This is a genomic window from Nostoc sp. 106C (assembly GCF_002154725.1).
Taxonomy (GTDB): Bacteria; Cyanobacteriota; Cyanobacteriia; order Cyanobacteriales; family Nostocaceae; genus Aulosira.
Window position 1 is genome coordinate 1 of sequence record NZ_MTAW01000171.1, and the last position, 23123, is coordinate 23123.

Consider the following 23123-nt stretch of genomic DNA (forward strand, 5'->3'; position numbering starts at 1 on the left):
TATCGGGGGTCTAACCTAGTATGGGTTAGACCCCTAATTCGCCAGCAGCATCCTTTAAGAAGTCGGGGATCTAAATCCACTAATAACTAATAACTATGAAAATTACTATCCCTGAACTTTCTCTAATTGTCCTTATCGGTGCTTCTGGTTCCGGTAAATCAACTTTTGCCCGCAAGCATTTTCAACCCTTTGAAGTCCTATCTTCAGATTTTTGTCGCGGCTTGGTTTCTAATGATGAAAATAGCCAATCTGCTTCTGGTGATGCTTTTGAAGTGCTGCACTTTATTGCAGCCAAACGATTAGCAGCAGGTAAATTAACTGTAGTTGATGCTACTAACGTGCAGATGGAAGACCGCAAACATTTGCTGCAAATGGCACGACAGTATCATTGTTTTGCGATCGCCATTGTTCTCGACCTACCAGAAGAATTATGTCACGAACGCAACCAACAAAGAAGCGATCGCAATTTTGGCCCCCATGTAGTGCGTCGTCATACTCAAATGTTGCGGCGTTCTTTACGCGGTTTAGAAAAGGAAGGCTTTCGCTATGTCTACACTCTCAAATCTCTGGAAGAAATAGAATCAGTTGAAATCGAACGTCAACCCCTGTGGAATAATCTCAAACACGAACACGGCCCCTTTGATATCATCGGTGATATTCACGGCTGTGGTGATGAACTCGAAGCATTGTTGCAACAGTTAGGGTATGAAAAGAGCAGAGGAGCAGAGGAGCAGAGGAGCAGAGGGGAAGAATTGTCTACTTCACTCTGGGATGCTGCTACTTACCACCATCCCCAAGGACGGAAAGCTGTGTTTTTGGGTGATTTAGTAGACCGCGGCCCCCGGATATTAGATACAGTCAAGTTAGTCCGGAATATGGTGACAGCAGGTACAGCTATCTGCGTTCCTGGTAATCACGAAAACAAGCTGTTGCGGAAATTATGCGGTAAGAATGTCCGGGTTAATCATGGGTTAGAGCAAACTTTGCATGAGATTGAGGCGTTACCTGATGAGGTGCGGGAACCCTTTACTCAGGAACTGCGAGAATTTTTAGATTCCCTAGTCAGTCATTACCTCCTTGATGATGGGCGGTTAGTGGTAGCCCACGCAGGGATGAAACAGGAAATGCAAGGACGGGGTTCTGGTGCGGTACGGGAGTTCGCCCTCTATGGGGAAAGTACAGGGGAAATTGATGAATTTGGTTTACCTGTGCGCTATAACTGGGCGGGTGAGTATCGGGGTGAAGCAATGGTGGTATATGGACATACCCCTGTACCAGAAGCGGAATGGCTGAATAATACTATTGATATTGATACAGGTTGCGTCTTTGGCGGTAAATTAACTGCTCTGCGTTATCCTGAAAAAGAATTAGTAAGTGTACCTGCGGCGCATACTTACTGTGAACCTGTGAAACCTCTGGTACAAAATACTTTTACCCGCACATCTCAGCAAGAACTCGATGATGTGTTGCATATAGAAGATGTATTAGGTAAGCGCATCATCAACACTCGACTGCAATCTAACATTACCATTCGCGAAGAAAATGCGATCGCAGCTTTAGAAGTGATGAGTCGGTTTGCAGCTAATCCCAAATGGCTGATTTACCTACCTCCCACCATGTCCCCAGTCGCTACATCTTCAGTACCAGGATTGTTAGAACATCCTGCACAAGCTTTTAACTATTACCAAAGCCAAGAAATTACTGAGGTAGTCTGCGAAGAAAAACACATGGGTTCGCGGGCAGTTGTAATTGTTTGCCGAGATGCGGCGGCGGCTGAGAAACGTTTTGGTGTGGTAGATGAAGGTATCGGTATCTGCTACACTCGCACGGGAAGGCGATTTTTTGACCCTTCGACTGCGCTCAGGGTAAACGATTCAGCGCTAGAAACCGAACTCTTGACGCGAGTAAATGCAGCCCTATCTGCAAGCGGCTTCTGGGAAACATTTAATACCGACTGGGTATGTCTGGATTGTGAATTAATGCCTTGGTCAGCGAAAGCGCAGGGATTATTGCGATCGCAGTACGCACCTGTGGGAGTAGCATCACGCCTTGCTCTTAATGATGCCGTATCTTTGTTACAACAAGCAAGCGATCGCGGTGTGGAAGTTACCAGCCAACTCAGCCATTACCAACAACGCGCAGAGATGGCGCATCAATATGTTGCTGCTTATCGCCGTTACTGCTGGTCTGTTACAGATATTTCTCAGTTAAAGCTGGCTCCTTTCCATATCCTAGCAACAGAGGGATCTGTGCATATCGACAAAGACCACCGTTGGCACATGGAACAAGTTGCTAAAATCTGCCAAGCCGATCCTGCTTTGCTTCTCGCCACTGCTTACAAAATCATCGATTTAACAGATCCTAGTAGCCAAGCCGAGGGCGTTCATTGGTGGGAAGAACTCACTAAAGCCGGGGGTGAAGGAATGGTAGTCAAACCTATGCAATACATCGTCCAAGGTAGCCGGGGAATTGTGCAACCTGCGGTGAAATGTCGCGGACAGGAATATCTGCGTATTATCTACGGCCTAGAATACTCCAGCCCAGAAAATCTGGAACGCCTGCGTCAACGGGGGTTATCCCTGAAACGTTCTCTAGCCATGCGCGAATTTGCTTTAGGTGTGGAAGCATTAGAGCGATTTGTCAACAATACCCCACTGCGCCGCGTCCATGAATGCGTTTTCGGCATTTTAGCATTAGAGAGCGAACCAGTAGATCCACGACTTTAATACATCGCCCTGCAATTTGATTGCATTTTATAGCAAAAAATCGATTTGTTATAACAAAACATCGACTTGTTATAGCAAAGAATCGATTTGTTATAACAAAACATCGACTTGTTACAGCAAAAAATCGATTTGTTATAGTAAAGCATCAACTTTTATAACAAAAAATCGACCTGTTACAGCAAAAAATCGACTTGTTATAGTAAAACATCAACTTTTATAACAAAAAATCGACTTGTTATAACAAAACATCGACCTGCAATTGAATTGCATCAAATGACAATCGCACCTGCTAAATGTGAGCTACAAATATACACACATGGGTAGGTAGGGGCACGGCATCAGAAAACTTTCGGCTTGTCAGATATTTTATCGGTGCCGTGCCCCTACGAGATATATGGCAATACAGTTCAGATAAGCCTGTTTTTTCTCTCTCTGTTCCCCGTTCCCTGTTCCCTGTTCCCTTGCCTTCACAGAAGAATTTTCTTAACTGAACCGTATTGAGATATATAGTGTCAAAACGCGAAAATTGCATAAGTCCTCGTCTCTCAGAAATAAATATAGGGAAAGCAAGGACAAACACCTATGAACAGAAAAATTATCTTAATTTTGTTGCAAAAACTGAAACCAGCCTCAGCCAATTTTCATGCAAGCTTTAAACTAAATGCCATCTAGCTCAGTATATATTCTGAGTAATTATTCAATAATTTATCGCTGCACGCTGCATGAATGCGGTACGAATTTTGCTGTGCATAATTAGCAACTTGGATATAAACAATAAAACGATGAAAAGTAATTTTTTTAGATATCTCAAACCTAAATTTAAGCTTTACACTTTAACCTGCTTGCTGAGTGTAGTTTTATTATCCGAGTCAGTGGGAGCAAAAGCCACATTTAAACAAACGCAAATTGCACAGCAGACAACCACAACACAGCAAGATGCAACCAGCGCCGCAGCGATGAAAGCAACTGAAGAAGGGATGGCGCTTTACAAACAAGGTACAGCAGAATCACGGCGACAGGCAATAGAAAAATGGCAACAGGCGCTGGTATTGTGGCAGAAAGCAGGGGATAAAAAATGGCAAGCTAGTATTCTGCTTGGTATTAGCAAAGTTTACGCCGATTTAGGGGAAAAGCAGAAAGCTTTGGAATATTTCAACAATGCACTTCCACTGTTTCGTGCGGTGGGTGATAGGGGTGGGGAAGCTGAAACGCTGAATAATATAGGGAAAGTTTACGCCGATTTAGGGGAAAAGCAGAAAGCTTTGGAATATTTCAACAATGCACTGCCACTATATCGGGCAGTGGGTAACAGGCGTGGGGAAGCTGAAACGCTAAATAATATAGGGAAAGTTTACGCCGATTTAGGGGAAAAGCAGAAAGCTTTGGAATATTTCAACAATGCACTGCCACTATATCGGGCAGTGGGTAACAGGCGTGGGGAAGCTACTACCCTCAATAATATCGGGCGAGTTTACGCAGATTTAGGGGAAAAACAGAAAGCTTCGGAATTCTACAACTCAGCACTGCCACTGTTTCGTGCGGTGGGCGACCAGGGTGGGGAGGCTACTACCCTCAATAATATCGGGGGAGTTTACTCCGCTTTAGGGGAAAAGCAGAAAGCTTTGGAATATTTCAACAATGCACTGCCACTATATCGGGCGGTGAGCGACAGGGGTAGGGAAGCTACTACCCTCAATAATATAGGGAAAGTTTATGCCGATTTAGGGGAAAAGCAGAAAGCTTTGGAATTTTACAACTCAGCACTGCCACTGCGGCGTGTGGTGGGCGACCGGGGTGGGGAAGCTACTACCATCAATAATATCGGGGGAGTTTACGACGCTTTAGGGGAAAAACAGAAAGCTTTAGAATTTTACAACTCAGCACTGCCACTATATCGGGCGGTGAGCGACAGGGGTGGGGAGGCTACTACCCTCAATAATATCGGGGGAGTTTACTCCGCTTTAGGGGAAAAACAGAAAGCTTCGGAATTTTACAACTCAGCACTACCACTGTTTCGTGCGATGGGCGACAGGGGTGGGGAGGCTACTACCCTCAATAATATCGGGGGAGTTTACTCCGCTTTAGGGGAAAAGCAGAAAGCTTTAGAATTTTACAACTCAGCACTGCCACTGCGGCGTGCGGTGGGCGACCGGGGTGGGGAAGCTACCACACTTGGTAACATCGCTCTCATAGAACGGAGTCGAGGTAACCTCCAAGTAGCACGCAGCAATGTAGAAGCAGCTATCAAAATTATCGAAGACTTACGCACCAAAATCGACAGTAAAGAACTTCGTACTTCTTACTTTGCCACCCAGCAGGATATTTACAAATTCTACATCGACTTGCTGATGGAACTGCACAAAAAAGAACCGTCCCTTGGATATGATGCATTAGCTCTGCACTACAGCGAACGCTCCCGCGCCAGAAGTCTCATTGAGTTGTTAAATGAAGCTAATGCCAAAATTCTTAAAGGCGCAAACCAACAACTGTTAGCACAAGAACGCGATTTACGACAGCAAATTGATGCTCTAGATACACTGCGGCTAAATTTACAAACCTCAGCAAATAAGAAAGATCCGAAAACTCAAGAATCTATTCAAAAACTAACTACAGAAATCAGCAATCTTCTAGGCCAATACCAGGAAGTGCAAACAAAAATCCGTGCTAATAACCCAGCATACGCGAAGTTGACAAACCCAGACCCAGACAAAGATATTCTCAAATTACCGCAAATTCAACAACAACTTGATAAAGACACGCTGCTGTTGCAGTATTCCTTGGGAGAAGAACGCAGTTATTTGTGGGCTGTCACTCCCACATCGATGCAAGTTTACATACTCCCCCCACGCGAGGAAATAGAAAAAGTCGCCACCAAATTCCGTGAAAGTTTGCAGCAAGGAACAGCAACTGACGTATTAATTCCCAATGCACAACAACTTAGTAAACTTATCCTTGCACCCGTCGCCGATAAATTACCAGGAAAGCGTTTGGTAATTGTTGCTGATGGTGGGTTGCAAACCATTCCCTTTGCAGCCTTGGCTGACGTAACCGGAAATAAATACCAACCACTTATGGTAAATCATGAAATCGTCAATTTACCCTCAGCCTCAGCGATTGCCTTTCAACGCCAACAACTCGCTAACCGCAAACCCGCACCCAAAGCTTTAGCTATCCTCGCTGACCCAGTATACAGCGCTACCGATATACGAATAACGGGCAAACCCGAAAAATCTCAACTAAGTCCAGAATTAGAATTTGAACGTTCTGCCCTTGAGCGTTCCGCTAGAAGCCTCAAACGCGATGGTTGGGAAAGGTTAAAAAATACCGCAACAGAAGCCAAAGAAATATTAAAACTAATACCAGCAGCAAGCAGCTTAGAAGCTTTAGATTTTGATGCTAACTACAATTGGGCAACCAGCAGCGCTTTAAATCAATTCCGTATTCTTCATTTTGCCACTCACGGTTTTGTCAATCAAGACCAACCAGAACTATCAGGGATTGTACTTTCATTAGTTGATCAAAAAGGCAAAAATATTCGTGGTTACTTACGCTTGGCAGATTTGTTTAACCAAGACTACCCAGCGGAGTTAATTGTCTTAAGTGCTTGTGAAACTGGACTAGGTAAAGACGTTAACGGTGAGGGATTAGTCGGCCTAACACGCGGGTTGATGTACGCGGGTGCAGCGCGAGTTGCAGTATCTCTGTGGAAAGTGAATGACGAAGGTACATCGGTACTGATGCAGGAGTTTTACAAACAGATGTTGCAGCAAGGTAAAACTCCTGCCTCTGCGTTGCGTGCAGCCCAAAGCAAGTTATGGCAAGACGGGCGTAGTCCTGATGAATGGGCGGCTTTTACATTGCAGGGGGAATGGCGGTAAAGAAGGCAGGAGGCAGGAGGCAGAAGGCATTAGAGGATGAGAGGATGAGGGCGAGAAGTTTTTAGCGATGTCTACGACAAGCGGGTTCAGCAGTTGCTTCAAGTCGGGAAACCCGCCCAACGCACTGCTTCACCACTCCGCGTCTACGCACATTGACGCGAATTTGAATTATTGCCAATTGTATGCGATGTCAACGACAAGCCGCTCCGCGTCTACGCATCTCCCGGTAATTGAATTGTATCGAGTGACAATGCGATCGCATCGGCTGCCATTTGATTGTGTAGGCTAAAAATGCGATCGCACTCTTCCCGTTTCAACTGAGATCGGATATTACGACAATGGTAGAGCGCGCGCGGCAAGATCGGCGATCGCTGGCTAAAATAAATGCTCAATTACTAGTATTGGGGACGCTATGTTTTAGCGTCTTATCTAGTAGATTCAAAGATTTGAGATACCACAATACTACAACTAGAGGGAGAACATATTTCTCCCAAGGGTAAGCTTTTAGCATGATGCCACAGTTCATTACCAGCAACCAAAAGGCCAAATTAATCCGAGAGAACCGCACACATGTTAATAAAGCTAAAGCATAAAATACAGCAATTTTGAATAAATTCCCTGGTAAGAAACCAGTTAATTTAGCAATGAGACCATGTGATTGCAAGGGACTAGAAAATATCAAAAATAAAGGTAATAAAGTGGCAGCTATAACAAAATTTTTTGGAGTAAATAACTTTTGTTTTTGGAGCTTTCTCGAAAATAGCAGCCATTCAGGAATCACAAAATGTAACCCGACCCATGATAGAAAGAAAAGGCTACCATTTACTGAAAAAGACCAGGCTAATTGTTGAACTACTGGTGTCGCTTCCTTTCCTAAGCCAGCTTTAGGAGCAAGTCCACCAAACAGCCAAATCCAAACAAAAATAGATGATAAGGCCACAACAGGAGCTAACAATTGGATGCGTAGCTTTACCCCTGTTTGCCTAGAAGTAAGCAACTCGTAAACAGCTATAGCTACGGGGAAAGCCAGCATATATTGGCGTGAGGCAATTGCTAAAATAAAAGCCAAACTGCTTAAAATATGATGAGAACGTGTGTAAAACCAAAAGCCAAGTAAAACAAAAAATATAGCGATATTATCTGTATATAGAAAGACACTATACATGAGATAATATGGACATAGTAAAAGTCCAAATGCTGATAGTAAACTGGATTTCTTATTTTTGCGGCTAGAAAATCCAATCAGGCATACAATTACAAAAGAAAGCAATAAATTTAATAATCGTCCAGCAAATAAACCACCATGAAATAAATACTCAAGAATACCAAAAATTATAAATGGTAGTGGTGTGTTTAACTCAGCATAATTTTTTAACTGTTCTAGATCGGGAATCAAACTATTGCTAAATAAAAGACTAGTTCGCCAAAAGCTTTTCTCATCCCACATAGGTGGAAATTGAAGTTTGTTTAAAAAGAAGAATATTCCTAAATATAGGGTAACTAAAGCAGAGATAAAAAATATAGATAATTTAATTTTTTTATTATAACTTCTAAACACAAGGCTATTCTAATAATTTCAAAAAATCTTTGACTTTAATGCACTCTGAACCCAGAAAATTTACTCAAAAAATATTAATTGGTAGATGGACCCGCTTTGATAATTAATTGCCAACTTGCATTAGAAGGCGATTTCCCCTTTAGATTCAATTTCTTTGCAACAGCAGTGCCTTGGGTTTATTCTTCAATTCGTCCTGCGTAAATTCTTCATAGTAAGAACGTTCAGTATTTACTTCCCACAAATTATGCTTTTCACCGAGCAGATTCCTGACTGCCAACATACCTGTCAACATCGAGTGGTCTTGATTATTGTAGCGGTGCATCCCATTTCGTCCAATTGTTTGCATGTTATCAAATCTTGCCAAAAACTTTTGAATAACTTGCAAATGCTGACGATAATCACGGTCGTATACTGGATAAGCTTTTGCTTGGCGTAATACAACACCATCCTCAACAATATTTGCATTAGCAATTCCTAACCTTGCAACTTCAGATGTTGCTAAATCAAGTAATTCACTATCAGACATAGTCCAGATATCATCACCATCGCTACAGAAATATTCCATACCCAAACAAGTTTTGTTTGCATCGGGAACCATAGCAGCGCTCCAATTCTTAAAGTTTTGGATTCGACCTACTTTCACTTCTGAACTATGAACATAAATCCAGTTGTCGGGAAACAGATCTTTGGCATCAATGATCAGCGATACAATGATGAAATTTCGATAATTTAGTGATTTTGCTGCCTGGATGACATCATCTGGAGCCGGAGGATCGAGGTGATTGACCAGTATAGTTACAGGCATGGTGGAGATAAAATGTTCTCCGGTGATTTTGCAAATTTTTCCATCTTGCTGAACAGTGATACTCTTAATATTGGTTCCTTCGCGTTGAATACGAGTGACTTTAGTATTGAGAGAGACTTGACTACCTTTGCTTTCTACAGCTTCTTGAAATCGCTGCCACATCAAGCCTGGCCCCAAAACTGGATAATCAAATTCCTTAATTAAGGTTTTAGTATTGTTATTACCAAACAAGGCGTTAAATATAGCAGCCTTCAACGACAATCCTTTAATTCGTTGTGCTGCCCACTCTGCTTGAATTTTATTACACGGAATACCCCATACTTTTTCAGTATAGGTTTTGAAGAATATTTTGTAGAGGCGACTGCCAAAACGATTAGTTACCCACTGATCTAAAGTTTTTTCTTCTAGGTTAGGCCACAATTTTGCTTTGAAATAGCTCAATAAAATCAGTAGACTTTCAACGATACCAAGATTTGATAGAGCGTTGAATGGTGATAACGGATAGTTAAAGAACTTACCCCGGTAATAGATGCGTGACAAACGGGGAACTTTGACTAACTCTTCTCCCAGCATTTCTTGCCAGAGTTGCTTGACTTCCTCGACCTTAGTGTAAAAACGGTGACCGCCAATATCGAAGCGATAATCTTTGTAAACTTCAGTGCGAGAAATCCCACCAACTTTGTCAGCTTTTTCGAGCACTACAGATTTAATTCCATGCTTTATCAGTTCATAGGCAGCAGTCAAACCAGCTGGTCCTGCTCCAATGATCACTACAGGATGTTTTTTCAAAGTCATAGTTGCGAATTCTACAATATTGATTGAATTACCCAAAGAAGAACTGAAGTAAGCGGCAATTTATCTTTTCTCCCAACTACATGACGCTACTGTGCAATATCACAGCTAACATTTAATTCTTAGCGACTACCGAAAGAAAACTTTTGAAACAGCCCCGAGGAAAGCCAACGATTATTAAATATTTGATGACGGATTACACCAATAGCAAATGCAAGTCCACTGTAAAAGTAATACAGCCAATGCCAGATAACCGTTTGGAGTGCAAATAACAAACCCCGTTTTGTCCAAAAAAATTGGTAGACAGGAGCATTGAGTATGAAAAGTACAAGACTCAAAACACAGGTAAGTATGAAGCAACTTGTCAACCAAAAACTTGCTATGAAGCTAAGCAAAATCGTGTAAATTAACACAATGCTAATTCGGCTTTTCAACCTCAAATTTAAATCGTTAATCATTTGGCGATCGCGTAAGATTAAAGCAGTCCAAGGAAGAGCACGATAGAAAAATTCGGCTTTGAGTAAAGAAATTACTTCCCATTGCTTGAGATGTTTAACCTGGATGTTTTTACACAGCTTAATTCGATAATTATGCCGCTTCAGCCGATAGCCTAAATCAATGTCTTCTACAGATGGTTGACGATAACTTTCATCAAAACCACCAATTTCCCAAAAAATATCTCTGCGGATTGCTCCACAAGCACCCCAAAAGGTAGATGCTTCTTCTGAAGCTGTCTGGTGAGTATAGTGATGAAATAAATTCTTGTACTGGGACAAGAAATTGCTTGCTCCTGGTGCATCATCGTAACAGCCAATCAGCGCTGATATATTTGGTTCCTGTTGGAAAGTCATAGCAACTTTCTCTATGGTGTCAGGATAAATTTCTACATCAGCGTCCACAAAAAACAGTAGCTCACCTCGTGCCACCTTTGCACCTAAGTTACGCGCTTTGGCTGGGCCAACAGAAATAGGATTTCTAATTACTGTTACGCCAAAATTCTTGGCTAGGAGCCAAGAACCGTCTGTATCACCATCAGCCACCACAATCACTTCATAGGCAGAAGATAAAGCTTGAGATATACTCGTAAGACATTTGTAAAAATTTTTGCCCCCGTTGTAAACAGGAATAATCACAGAGATACTAGGTAAATGTTGCAAGTTAGATGAAGTCAATTTTCTTTACCTAAGTAATGACTTGTGCGTGTATGTATTTTAACTAATCTTATGAAGAACTATTAAAGTGGAACAATATTCTCGGTAACTTTACCGAATCTTAAAAACTATATGAATTTTTCGTAAAGTATTAAAGACTACAACTCTAATGTGTTAGCCTCACTCTTTAGAGGGCAGCTACCATTGTGCATTAACTAATCATCAATCGGATGATTTTCAATTGACGGAATAAAATATACCTAAGTACCAGATGTTTTGCCGTACAACTGAGAAAAAATTACATACGTAAGTATACAATGGGTAGCCATCAGCAGTGCGAGTGGACGTCTTTACGTCCTTTAGTATCAGTTATTGTTCCTGCATATAATGCAGAGAAGTTTATTCAAAAGACATTGCATTCAATTCTCTCGCAAACATATAAAAATATTGAAGTTTTGGTAGTAGACGATGGCTCTCAAGACAGAACAACTGAGATAGTGCAATCAATTGCTGTGAATGACCAACGTGTAATATTGTTGCAACAGCCGAATTCAGGAGTAGCTGCTGCTCGCAATTTAGCAATTCAAAATTCTCAGGGAGAATTTATTGCACCAATTGATGCAGATGATATCTGGTATCCCCAAAATCTAGAAAGACAAGTGCAATGTATGTTAGAGGGAGGAAGGGATATTGGGTTAGTATATGCATGGTCGAGCGATATTGATGAAAATAATGCACCTACAGGCGGTTTTCGTGTTTCTCATATCGAGGGAAATGTCTACAAAACATTGCTATGCCATTATTTTTTAGGCAATGCTAGTGCTTGTTTGATCCGTAGTACTTGTTTTGAAAAAGTAGGTGGCTACAACTGTAATTTGAAAGCAAATAATGCTCAAGGCTGTGAAGACTGGGAACTATCCCTACGTATTGCTGAGCATTATCGATTTAAAGTCGTTCCAGAATTTCTCATTGGCTATCGTCAGATTTGCAGCAGCATGTCTGGAGACTATCAGACAATGGCGAAATCTCATAAATTAATGTTAGATAGTGTGCGACAAAAACATCCGGAAATTCCCAGATTTCTCTATCGACTGTCTAGCAGTAGCTTCTATATGTATTTAGCTCGGCAAAGTAGCCAAAATGGAAGCGATCGCAATACATTATTCTGGCTATCTCAAGCTTTAAAATCAAATTTATTTACACCTATTTTGCATTTAAATCTATATACCTTAAGTATTAAAAGCTTTTTTAGAAGTCTAACTAAATCGCTGCCTGCGGTAATTTTTTACCAGCCAGATATTTTTAGTAGACTAATACATTCGATAAAAAAAACTCATAAGTATAAATATACTAATATCACCAAAATCAATAAACCTCAATTAAAAATCCAAGTAAAAATTTTATTTAGCAGTATGTTACATCGAGCAATGAAATTGATTTAGGAAATACAATATGGCGACTGCTGTTCTTGACATTGATTTAAAGCAACTCCCCCAAGAAATTTGCGGATTAGATAGTTACCAAAAAGCATTAATTTTAATTCGGCTGCAAGGCCAACCAATTGGTAAAGCACTACTACCAGTAATTAAAGGACGAATCAGTGGAGTTGAATTGCAAGATCATCTTATCAGTGCAGCAGGCCCATTGTTGTGGGAGCGTTGGTTACAAAATTACTTAGAGTGGGATGAAACAGGTACAAGTAACTCTACACTACCAAAAGCAACTGTAGCTGTTTGTACGCGCGATCGCCCGGAAGATTTAAAGCGTTGTCTCGACGCCCTCATGCAACTACCTGATGATGGACAAGAGTTTTTAGTGATTGATAACTGTCCCTCAACCGATGCCACGCGCTGTATTGTAGAGAATTATCCACAAGTTCGCTACATCAGAGAAGATTTTCCCGGCTCAAGCGCTGCTCGTAACCGGGCACTACGTGAAGCAAAGTACGAAATAGTAGCATTTACAGATGATGATGCCAAACCCGATCCTCATTGGCTCAGATCTCTCGTCCATAACTTTCACGATCCCCGTGTAGTTTGTGTGACTGGGCAAGTCATGCCACTAGAGCTGGAAAATGAAGCTCAAGAATGGTTTGAGAATTATAGCCCTTTGGGAAGAGGCTTTAAACGTCTAGTGTTTGATGGTACTACCTCTCACAGATTTCATGTAGCAAAAATCGGTGTATCAGCCAACATGGCTTTAAGGCGGAACATACTTAATAGCATCGGTGGTTTTGATGAAGTACTTGGTGTTGGTACACCCACCCGTTGCGGAGAAGATCATGAATTATTCTCCCGAATTTTAGCTGGAGGTTACAAAATTATCTATGAGCCAACTGCATTGAGCTGGCATCGCCACCGCCGGACATGGGAAGAAACACGCAAAGCTCTTTACGGTTATGGAGTAGGTGTATATAGTTTCTGGACACGCTGCCTTTTAGTAGAAAGAGAGTTTGGCGTACTTTTACTGCCTTTGGGTTGGTTTTTACACGATCAACTACCTAACTCGCTCAAGTCCTTTTTCCGCTTTCCTGGTAGTAGACCATTAGATTTACTGCTAGCTGAACTACAAGGATGCTTGGTAGGCCCTTGGTCTTATTTCGTTTCTCGCCAACAATACAAACTCAAGAGCAAACAACTATGAGTGCAAATACACCATCGATCAGCGTGATTATTCCTACTCATAACCGCTGCCAATCCCTGAAACGGATCTTAAATGCATTACAAACTCAGAGCTACCCCCTAAATCGTATAGAAGTAATAGTAGTAGCTGATGGCTGTATTGATGGAACTATCGAGATGCTCAAGGAATATCAAGCGCCCTATGCCCTACGTTTTTTAGAGCAGCCAGGAAAAGGAGCAGGTAGCGCACGTAACCAAGGAGCAACCTTGGCTACAGGTAGTTTGTTTCTGTTTTTAGATGACGATATTGAACCATCAGTGCATCTCGTCGAGGCCCACGTCAGCGCTCATTATCAACCTAACCGGGTAGTAATTGGTTACCTGCCTCCAAGTCTACAGAGTCAATCTAGCTTTTTTCACATCAGTTTATGGGCTTGGTGGGAAGAAAAGTTTCAAACCATGCGTCAGCTAGGTCATCGCTATACCTATGAAGACCTACTCAGTGGCAACTTTTCCTTACCAGCAGAATTGTTTAAGTTGGTTGGTGGCTTCGATACTACATTTAAGTGCCGTGAAGACTACGAACTAGGCGCACGATTAATTAAAGTTGGTAGCGATTTTATTTTTGCTCCTGATGCTTTAGGTTACCATCGTGACGAAGTTACCAATATTGATCGCTCACTCCAACGCAAGCGACAAGAAGGACGCGCTGATGTATTATTTGGGCAACGCCACCCTGATTTAATGTACAAACTACGCCTTTCCTACTTTGGAGATGCGCTGTCTTTAATAGATTATATTTTCTTATTTCTCGCCTTCCAAATTCCAGCAGTAAGCGATTTGCTAGCGGCTGGATTACGACAGTTACTTAACTTGTTAGAATGGCTAAGAATCCGGAGTTTATGGCTAGAACTGAACAATAGACTGCACGGATATTGGTATCTTCGGGGAATTGTAGATCAATTGAAGACTCACAAGGCGCTGACAAATTTATTGCAGAGTGGATTAATTCGCCTTGATCGCAAAGATACAGAACTGGAATTGGATCTCCAACAAGGGCTAATAGCAGCAGAGCAACTATTAGATAAAACACGTCCTATGAGTGTTCGGATTCGCTATGGTCAAAAATTTGTCGGTCTTATCCCACCACAGGCTGGTGTTGAAAAGCTTCGAGGAGTTCATCTTCGTCCTATTTTGGCAACAACTTTATCATTACCCTTAATGCAAGCATTAGCTTTTGAGGGAGTACTCGACAAGGAAATTGACAAAAAAGCAGAGGTAAGTAACTACTTGATAGAGCCTGTAAAAATTATGTGAATCTTGTAAATACTCCTAAAAAGCATTTTACTTTGTGGCTAAGACAGAGTAAAAATTAATTTTTTATATTAGCCATTATGAAGTTATTTGGCTGTCAATCATTAGAGAAAATTAAAAAAACAATGAATAATATTAGGTTATTTTTACAGCGATATATTAAGGCAAAAAATGCCTTTATGTGCCAAGAATCCAGGAACTAGTATTTGGCTTAAGAAAATATAAGGTGAATATCTATGCCAACTAAAGTTTTAGATTTAGAATTTTCCGAGAAGATTGAGCCGATTTGGGGAGGGGAAGGTTACGATAGCCTCTGGCTTTTGGTGCGCTATCATCGAGTGCCAATTGGTTGGGTATGGATTTCTTTTACTAACCCAAGTATGCCGATGGTTTCTGTGGAACAGTTGCAACAGGCGATCGCAGAGCAGTTAGGACAAAATATATTGCTTGCAACAGTTGGCAGTCAATACTTGGCTCAGAAAGTTGAGCAGCAGCCAAAAGAACCGATTAGCGTCGTTGTCTGTACGCGCGATCGCGCAGAGCAACTTGCTTTTTGTCTCCAAGGGCTGTTAGCGCTCGATTATCCAACTTACGAAATTATTGTTGTGGACAATGCACCCAGTAACGATGATACTTACAAGCTGGCTGCTCGCTTACCAGTCCGCTACGTGCGGGAAGAGCGTCCTGGGCTAGACTGGGCGCGTAACCGGGGAATCGCTGAAGCTCGCTATGGTATTGTTGCCTTTACTGACGATGATGCACGCGCCGATCGCTTCTGGCTGCAAGCCATTGCGAAAGCCTTCGCCGAGCCAGAAGTAATGGCCGTCACTGGATTTGTCGCCCCAGCCGAACTAGAAACAGCAGCCCAGTTTCTTTTTGAACTCGACTATGGAGGTATGGGTCATGGATTCCGTCGTAGAGCAATCAGACCAGAAACACTGACAGAGCGAGATCTTATGTGGGCCAGCAGCTTCGGTGTTGGTGCCAATATGGCTTTCCGTCGAGACATCTTCACCCAAATCGGCAATTTTGATATAGCGCTGGATGTTGGCACTCCCAGTCACGGTGCTGGTGACGTTGAGATGTTCCATCGTCTTGTTGCTCAAGGCCACACCTTAGTTTACGACCCAGCAGTAATAGTGTGGCATACCCATAGACGGCATATGTCGGCTTTGCGTCGCCAAATTTATGACAATGGTCGCAGTTTTGGCTGTTATCTCCTCACCTGTTGGCGTAATCGCAGCGTCCAAGGAATATCAATTTTGAAATTCTTTTTGTACGATTGGCTATTTAAATGGATCTTGCACAACCTCGTTCGTCCACCACGCAAGTTACCCCGCTATATCGCAGTGATTGAGTTAGCGGGAATGCTGACAAGTCCTATAGCTTATAGAAAATCCCAAGCTTGGGCAAAGAAAGTATCTGCCACCTATTTAGAATCCAAAATAGAGAAAAACCAAAATCACGCAGTTATATTATGAAGTCTTTTGGTGTATCGCGCTCTCATAGCCAATTAGGTCAAAAATTTGATGTACTGCGCCAGTTGGTTGAGCGCGATATGAAGTTACTCTATAAAAGGTCAGTTTTAGGAGTAGCTTGGACGCTAATTAATCCATTGCTACAACTGGTAGTTTTTGCCTTTGTCTTTCAAGTGGTACTACCCGCAGGGATTCCCCGCTATGCCTCATTTACATTTACTGGGTTGCTGGTTTGGAACTGGTTTAGCAGTTCTTTATACCAAGCCACAGGAGTAATCATAGCCAACCGACCATTGATTAGACAACCTGGTTTTCCCATCGCCATCTTACCGATAGTAACGACAACAACAGGTTTAATTCACTTTTTACTGGCATTGCCTGTTTTAATCGTCTTTCTACTGGTTGATGGCATTGAGCTAAAAACTGTTGTTTTATTTTTACCAATCCTACAGGTTATCCAGTTTGTACTAATTGTCTGTCTAGCTTATTTATTAGCGGCATTAAATGTTAGCTTACGAGACACTCAGCATACTCTTGGTGTTATTTTACAGCTGCTATTTTATGTCACACCAATTTTTTACGATATTAAGAATGTACCGCCCACATTTCATTTCTTTTATAATCTCAATCCGATGGTGCATATTATTACTGCTTATCGGGCTGTACTCATACAAGGAACACAACCTGATTGGCAATCCTTGCTCATCATCACTATGATTATGTGCATTTGCTTACCTATTGGTGTGAAATTTTTTCAGCGACAGAGCGATCGCTTTGTGGAGGAACTATAAATGCAAGATGCCATTATTGTGCAGGGGTTAGGAAAACTTTATAGCCGCTATCATGCAGAAAAACCCATGACGATTATGGAAGCAGCGCTCAAAGGGTTCCGCCAGATGAAAGCTGTTGAGAAGTTTTGGGCGCTACGAGATATTAGCTTTAGCGTTGCTCCCGGCGAAATGTTAGGAATTATCGGCAAAAATGGGGCAGGTAAATCTACTCTTTTACAACTTCTTGGCGGTGTTGGATGTCCTGATGAAGGCAAGGTCAAAGTTAAAGGTAGAATTGGGGCTTTGTTAGACTTAGGCGCTGGCTTTTCTCCTGATTTAACCGGACGGGAAAATGTTTTTGTATCTGGTGTGGTAGGCGGTTTAACTCGCAAAGAAGTATCGCGACGTTTCCATACCATCGTAGAATTTGCTGAACTGACGGATTTTATCGACAATCCTGTGCGAACCTACAGTACAGGTATGCAAATGCGTCTAGCTTTTTCCATAGCTATACACACCTACCCGGAAGTGCTATTGGTAGATGAGTTTCTCTCAGTAGGAGATATCTCATTTCAAGCCAAGTGTCTAGAACGCATTGCCTATCTCAAAGAACAAGGCTGTGCCATTGTATATATTTCTCACGATACTCAACAAATTGCAGAAATCTGCGATCGCGTCTTATGGTTGCAAGGAGGAAGGAGCGTAGCTTATGGAGAGCCAGAAGTTGTTGCCGAACAATATACAGCTGAGATGCGTCAACAAACTCTCAAACGTACTCCCGCAAAGCCTGCTCGACTTACCGACTCAGGTGTAGAACTCCGAGTTAACGAAAACCGCTTTGGCTCGTTAGAAATGGAAATTACACAAGTTAAACTGTTACCTAGATCAGAGATTAATAGCGGTGATTCTTTAACGGTGGAGATTGAATACCTTTCAAATCAAGTAATTGAATTTCCCATCTTTAGCGTTGATATTACCCGCGAAAATGGTCAAGTATGCTTTGAGACAAATACTGAAAGAACAGGAGCGGCTTTTCCAAAAATTTTAGATCAAGGAAAAATTAAGCTGCATATTGACCGCTTAGATTTAGCGGGAGGTAAGTATTTCATTGATATAGGAGTTTATAAGCATAATTGGGAATATGCCTATGATTATCACTGGCACGCATACCCTTTAATCGTTCACTCAACTGTTAAAGGAAATAGTATCTTATGTCCCCCCTTTCGCTGGGAAATCAATAGCTTACGAACTTCATATATTAAACCATTGTAATAAAATATTTTTAATTTATGAATAATAAAATTAGTCAATTTGAAAAACTAGATACAGTGAGATATTTTGCTAGTTTTAAGTATCTTTAAAAGCCAGCTACTTTATTTAGTAGTATTCTTAATTTAATTTGCTGAGTTTATAAAAGATTTTTTTTTAGTTAATAAAATTTTATTTCTAATCAACCTATATAAACCTTGAAAATTCAACTTGCTATTTTCAAATCATAAAAATCTTGTGCAATGCAATTATGTGTAGCTACTCAAAATCGTGACTTAAATATGACTAGCTTAAGTGTATCTGTTATTATACCTGCTTACAATGCAGATTCTACCTTAGCGGAAACTCTGCAATCGCTTCAGTCTCAAACTTTTTTTAATTGGGAAGCAATTGTAGTAGATGATGGCTCTAATGATGAAACCGCTGCGATCGCTCATCAATTTACATCAAAAGATAGCCGTATTCGCACAGTTAGTCAGTCAAATCAGGGAGTTTGCGCTGCTCGAAATACTGGCATCGACCTTGCTAATTTCGACTGGCTTTTATTTCTAGATGCCGATGATTGGCTGGCTCCCCAACATTTAGAAAAAATGACAGCCGCACTAGCTGCTGATTCTAGCCTAGATGCTGTTCACTGCGGATGGAGCCGCGTAGCTGCTGATGGCACTCTTTACAATCAAAAGTACGCGCCTGCTTTGGCAGATATGTTTCCCTCATTTGTGCATTCCTGTGCTTTTGTGATTCATGCCTGCCTGATTCGTAAATCTCTGATTGAGGCTGTTGGCAGATTTGACACCTCGCTTTGTATCTGTGAAGACTGGGATCTCTGGCAGCGAATTGCTCGTAGTGGTGCTCGCTTTGGTGCAGTTAGAGAAATATTGGCACTTTACAGAATGCGTCCGAGTTCGCTTTCGAGAAATGGAAATCAATTTTTTACTGATGCCATACGTGTACTTACTCAGGGATACTCTCCCGATCTTCGGGTTTCCAATCCTCATCCTGATTATGTAGATGGACTGAAGTCGAATCAACTTGCTAGTCAAAAGCTCTATTGGGCAAGTTGGTGTGCGGGACTGTTTTTAGGTGTTGGTCAAGATGCTCGGCATCTTCTGCAATTAATTAAGGATGAGTATACACGAAATCTAGATCCGCTTTGGATTGCCGAATGTATCTTTGAGTCTTCACTCCTCCCTAACTGCCAGCTACCAACTGTTTGGTACAAGCTCTGGCCTAATGTTAATCAATATCTCAACGACTTTCTACAGGCTCTAGAATCGCAGTCGCATACTACCAGGTTGACTCGTCGAACTTCTACCCTTCTAGAGCGTATGGTGTTGCAACACGCTCAGATAAACGAACCGATAACTATTGGGACTACTCATGGAGTTTGCTTAGATTTAACACAACCAATTGTTGATATACATACCCCCGCATCATCTGAGCGTTTGTACTGCATAGTAAAAATGGAGGGAATCGAACTCGGTAGCATAGAATTACCTATCTGTGATGGATTAGTGGCTAGTTGGGTAATTCAGGATGCGATCGCATCTCAATTTGCATGGCAGATTCTGGGGAGATTTTTTGAGCAAACAATCTACTCGGAGACTGACAAAAATTCCCACGACCAAATCGGCTGGACGGTTTTTTTGCAACAACTTTGGGGACTTCCAGATTGGCCGGGAGAACGTTTTTATGACTCTGAATTTGTACTAGCAACGACAACAACAAAAGTAAATTCTGCTTTTGTGGTCGTAGAAGTTAGCGAAGAACTTGCTGATTTAGAAGTAGCGCTTCCAGAGCTTGATGTCATGATCGCAGTTGGCGGTGTGGCTTTGGGTGTTGTCACTATCCCTGTGAACAACAACTTAGTCACATCCCAAGCTCAGAGGGTAGCGATCGCCACAGCCAGCGGTTTTGAGTTATGCGTTACTTGTGTGCGAGAAGCCTTGATAGGTAAGCCTTTCAAAGATTTAACATCGCTGCGATCGCGTTTGCAACAAGCAGCTAAAGCAAAAGCTCAGTTACCAGAATGGTTGGCTTTTCCTGGTTCAAGTGCAGTTATTGAGCATCAGCTAGTATCTTCTCAAACTATAGTGCTAGGTCGTCGCAGTGGTTTCAATAGCAGTGTTTCTCGACGAGCAATACTCCCTAAAGCAGTGGCGCGTGAATTAGTAGAAATGGCTAAAGTCACCGCAGAACAAATAGTACAGCTTTCTACCCCAGGAGAGATTCCAGAGCGAGTCATCTATGCACCAGAAGCGCTGAGTTTCTGGTCTAAATGCGCAACCATCTCCTCTGCAACTGATCTGGCAGAAGTTAACACCAGCCATAAATACGATCGCTCTCATTTCGAGAGTCTATTTTCTACCCAACCAGATCCTTGGAAATATACCAATCCCTACGAGCAGACTAAGTACGAACAAACGCTCTCTTTACTTCCTTCGCAGCGAATTGAGAAAGCATTAGAACTCGCCTGTGCCGAAGGTCATTTTACCGTCCAACTGGCTCCTCATATTGAAAGTCTAATTGCTGCTGATATCTCGCAAGTTGCCCTAGAGCGAACTGCTCAACGTTGTAGCAATTTTCAAAATATTAGTTACCAACAGTTGGACATGAATAAAGATCCACTGCCGGGACGCTTCAATTTAATTGTTTGTAGCGAAGTGCTTTACTATACTGGGGGTTTAGCCGAATTGCAAGCAGTAGGCGAAAAAATCGCCGATGCGCTCGAACCTAGTGGCTATCTAATCATGGCTCACGCCCATCAGATCGTTGATGAACCAGATAAACCTGGTTTTGATTGGGGTTTGCCCTTTGGAGCCAAAGCGATCGGTGATACCTTTGCCAAGCTACCTTCATTAAACTTGGTCAAAGAAATCAGAACGCCTCTGTATCGTGTGCAATTGTTTCAACGTCAACCTCGCCTGCAATTTCCCTGGCTCCGCCATACTCCAGAAATAGTTGAACTAGCTAAGCAGCCTACACCAATACCATCTCAAGTTGAGGCTTCTGTCCGCTGGCATGGCGGACAGCCTTCAGAAATTTGGAATTCACAGCCTGTTGTTACCCACAGATTGCCAATTTTGATGTATCACCGGGTTGCACCAATGGGTACAAAGAAAATGGATCGTTACCGGGTAACACCCCAAGCATTTGAGGAGCAATTACAATATTTGCGGGATACGGGTTTTTACAGTGTAGGGTGGGAGAAGTGGCAATTGGCAATGGCAACCAGGCAACCCTTGCCAGGAAGGGCGATCGCAATTACTTTTGATGATGGCTATCTAGACTTTTATGAATATGCTTGGCCGCTATTAAAAAAATATGGCTTCACTGCAACTGTATTTCTCGTAGCAGAGCGAGTGGGAACCTCAAACAGTTGGGATGAGGCTTATGGAGAAGAAGTACCGTTGTTGGGATGGCGAGAAATTTATCAACTTCAAAGTGAGGGGGTTGAGTTTGGTTCTCATGCAGCAACTCATCAGCCGCTAACGGCTTTATCTGTGACAGAGATAGTACAAGAGGGAGCGCGATCTCGAGCTATCTTAGAACGAGCTTTAAATTTACCAGTTAAAACGTTCGCTTATCCTTACGGAGATTGTGATCGCGTTGTTGAGCATCTAATTGGAGCTTGCGGCTATACTTTTGGTTTATCCTGTCGTTCAGGTTTGAGTCAGTTTGGTGATAGACCCCTCAGTTTACCCAGGATTGAGGTTATGGGTTCAGACGGCTTGCAGGAATTTATCAGGAAAATACCATAGTAATACCAATTCCAGGAAAAAATGAGACGCGTAGGTTGGGGAGCCACTCACGTGGGCGGGTTTCCCGACTTGAGTGAAGTGGCGTTTGAACTGAGTGAAACCCAACAATTACAAAACTTTGAAGTGTTGGGTTTCGTTCCGAATGTCACGAAGATAAGCTGGGGGAGCTGAGGAGGCTGGGGAAGTAAAGAGTAATTTTTAGTAACTCTTAATACTATAAAACCCAAGAATACACTTGGTTTTTTGTCTCCCCCCGCTCTCCCCGCTTGCCTCAACAAGTAACTAAACTTAGTGCCATTCGGTTTCGTTCCTCAACCCAACCTACATCCACATCATAATTTTTTGTGAAATGGTATAACTCCAAAATATATATTCAGTAGACTGCAACTATAGGGCAGCTTGTAAAGTTTATCTGACGTAAGGGCGACGTGGGTTGATGCAGGGTTCAGCTTGACCAGCCCTTTCAACGCGAACAGATGAACTGTTCAAGTTCTTTGGAAAGTTGCTCTCAGGATTCTATATTAATAATTGGCGGTCGCCCTGTACTTTTTTTTGTTGCTAACAGACCGTTTATCCCTGACTCTGTATAAGTTTTCAACCATCTCTGCACTGTGACTCTTTCTCTGCCCACGATTAGAGTATGCCAATAATCTAGGACTCGATATCTCCCAATTTCTGCAAGATATATCCAAACAAGTACACGTCGAACGCATTAATGAAGATATCGAAAGTGGATTACAAAGTGGAGTAACGGCAGATCCAGCACTGTTTATTAATGGAATTTGGTATAGCGATCGCTGGAACATTGAGCAGTTGATGGCAGCTATTGTTACTGCAAGTCATTAAGTTTCCTGATTCTTAACCACACGACTAAAATTACAGCTTATACCAAATCAAATAATGTTTGCGACACATCAATAAATATTCTAGAGGTCACGGCAGTGCCCATTGGTGTCAACTTAAGAAGATTTTGCCCAAATTTGTTGGGTGTAAGCGTCAA

The 23123-nt window shown here is 42.0% G+C and carries 12 protein-coding genes and 1 pseudogene; 10 read left to right on the forward strand and 3 right to left on the reverse strand.

Features of this window, described 5'->3' with window-relative positions:
- The first annotated feature begins 95 nt into the window (after window positions 1–95).
- Together BV375_RS25970 and BV375_RS25975 are read left to right on the forward strand one after the other, a co-directional pair.
- Window positions 96–2726, forward strand: coding sequence for a polynucleotide kinase-phosphatase (locus tag BV375_RS25970; protein WP_086765824.1), 2631 nt, complete (start codon window positions 96–98; stop codon window positions 2724–2726).
- A 782-nt stretch (window positions 2727–3508) separates the two neighbouring features.
- Complete coding sequence (locus BV375_RS25975) at window positions 3509–6604, forward strand: CHAT domain-containing tetratricopeptide repeat protein (RefSeq protein WP_086765826.1); 3096 nt, start codon at window positions 3509–3511, stop codon at window positions 6602–6604.
- A gap of 388 nt (window positions 6605–6992) precedes the next feature.
- Here BV375_RS25975 and BV375_RS25980 read toward each other — a convergent pair whose 3' ends face one another.
- From BV375_RS25980 to BV375_RS25990, 3 genes are all read right to left on the reverse strand, one after another.
- Entirely contained in the window at window positions 6993–8162 is a 1170-nt protein-coding gene (locus tag BV375_RS25980) for a glycosyltransferase family 39 protein (protein ID WP_143842216.1), read from the reverse strand.
- A 145-nt stretch (window positions 8163–8307) separates the two neighbouring features.
- The gene (locus BV375_RS25985) at window positions 8308–9762 is read right to left on the reverse strand and encodes an NAD(P)/FAD-dependent oxidoreductase (protein ID WP_243714058.1); all 1455 of its coding nucleotides are present in this window, start codon (window positions 9760–9762) and stop codon (window positions 8308–8310) included.
- A 119-nt stretch (window positions 9763–9881) separates the two neighbouring features.
- Window positions 9882–10931 carry a glycosyltransferase gene (locus BV375_RS25990; RefSeq protein ID WP_243714059.1) on the reverse strand — a complete coding sequence of 350 codons (1050 nt, stop codon included), beginning with the start codon at window positions 10929–10931 and terminating at the stop codon, window positions 9882–9884.
- A gap of 296 nt (window positions 10932–11227) precedes the next feature.
- On the opposite strand from BV375_RS25990, the gene BV375_RS25995 reads away from it, so the two are divergent.
- From BV375_RS25995 to BV375_RS38360, 8 genes and pseudogenes are all read left to right on the forward strand, one after another.
- On the forward strand, window positions 11228–12352 hold the full coding sequence (locus BV375_RS25995) for a glycosyltransferase family 2 protein (protein ID WP_086765830.1): 1125 nt from the start codon (window positions 11228–11230) through the stop codon (window positions 12350–12352).
- A gap of 10 nt (window positions 12353–12362) precedes the next feature.
- Entirely contained in the window at window positions 12363–13553 is a 1191-nt protein-coding gene (locus BV375_RS26000; RefSeq protein WP_086765832.1) for a glycosyltransferase, read from the forward strand.
- On the forward strand, window positions 13550–14848 hold the full coding sequence (locus BV375_RS26005; RefSeq protein ID WP_086765834.1) for a glycosyltransferase family 2 protein: 1299 nt from the start codon (window positions 13550–13552) through the stop codon (window positions 14846–14848). The genes BV375_RS26000 and BV375_RS26005 overlap by 4 nt, the downstream gene beginning before the upstream one ends.
- Window positions 14849–15081: 233 nt before the next feature.
- Window positions 15082–16326: a glycosyltransferase gene (locus BV375_RS26010; protein WP_086765836.1), complete on the forward strand. Its 1245-nt coding sequence runs from the start codon at window positions 15082–15084 to the stop codon at window positions 16324–16326.
- Complete coding sequence (locus BV375_RS26015) at window positions 16323–17114, forward strand: ABC transporter permease (RefSeq protein WP_086765838.1); 792 nt, start codon at window positions 16323–16325, stop codon at window positions 17112–17114. Before BV375_RS26010 ends, BV375_RS26015 begins: the two co-directional genes overlap by 4 nt.
- Window positions 17115–18365 carry an ABC transporter ATP-binding protein gene (locus BV375_RS26020; protein ID WP_086765840.1) on the forward strand — a complete coding sequence of 417 codons (1251 nt, stop codon included), beginning with the start codon at window positions 17115–17117 and terminating at the stop codon, window positions 18363–18365.
- Window positions 18366–18643: 278 nt separating this feature from the next.
- Complete coding sequence (locus BV375_RS26025; protein ID WP_086765846.1) at window positions 18644–22123, forward strand: trifunctional glycosyltransferase/class I SAM-dependent methyltransferase/polysaccharide deacetylase; 3480 nt, start codon at window positions 18644–18646, stop codon at window positions 22121–22123.
- 633 nt (window positions 22124–22756) lie between these two features.
- A pseudogene (locus tag BV375_RS38360) lies at window positions 22757–22969 on the forward strand (disulfide bond formation protein DsbA); the annotation flags it as partial.
- Window positions 22970–23123: the final 154 nt, after the last annotated feature.

What these genes read in the sequence shown, in the direction of transcription:
- BV375_RS25970 (WP_086765824.1), top strand. Translation starts at nt 96, where the DNA reads ATGAAAATTACTATCCCTGAACTTTCTCTAATTGTCCTTATCGGTGCT.
- BV375_RS25975 (WP_086765826.1), top strand. Translation starts at nt 3,509, where the DNA reads ATGAAAAGTAATTTTTTTAGATATCTCAAACCTAAATTTAAGCTTTAC.
- BV375_RS25985 (WP_243714058.1), bottom strand. Translation starts at nt 9,762, where the DNA reads ATGACTTTGAAAAAACATCCTGTAGTGATCATTGGAGCAGGACCAGCT.
- BV375_RS25995 (WP_086765830.1), top strand. Translation starts at nt 11,228, where the DNA reads ATGGGTAGCCATCAGCAGTGCGAGTGGACGTCTTTACGTCCTTTAGTA.
- BV375_RS26000 (WP_086765832.1), top strand. Translation starts at nt 12,363, where the DNA reads ATGGCGACTGCTGTTCTTGACATTGATTTAAAGCAACTCCCCCAAGAA.
- BV375_RS26005 (WP_086765834.1), top strand. Translation starts at nt 13,550, where the DNA reads ATGAGTGCAAATACACCATCGATCAGCGTGATTATTCCTACTCATAAC.
- BV375_RS26010 (WP_086765836.1), top strand. Translation starts at nt 15,082, where the DNA reads ATGCCAACTAAAGTTTTAGATTTAGAATTTTCCGAGAAGATTGAGCCG.
- BV375_RS26015 (WP_086765838.1), top strand. Translation starts at nt 16,323, where the DNA reads ATGAAGTCTTTTGGTGTATCGCGCTCTCATAGCCAATTAGGTCAAAAA.
- BV375_RS26020 (WP_086765840.1), top strand. Translation starts at nt 17,115, where the DNA reads ATGCAAGATGCCATTATTGTGCAGGGGTTAGGAAAACTTTATAGCCGC.
- BV375_RS26025 (WP_086765846.1), top strand. Translation starts at nt 18,644, where the DNA reads ATGACTAGCTTAAGTGTATCTGTTATTATACCTGCTTACAATGCAGAT.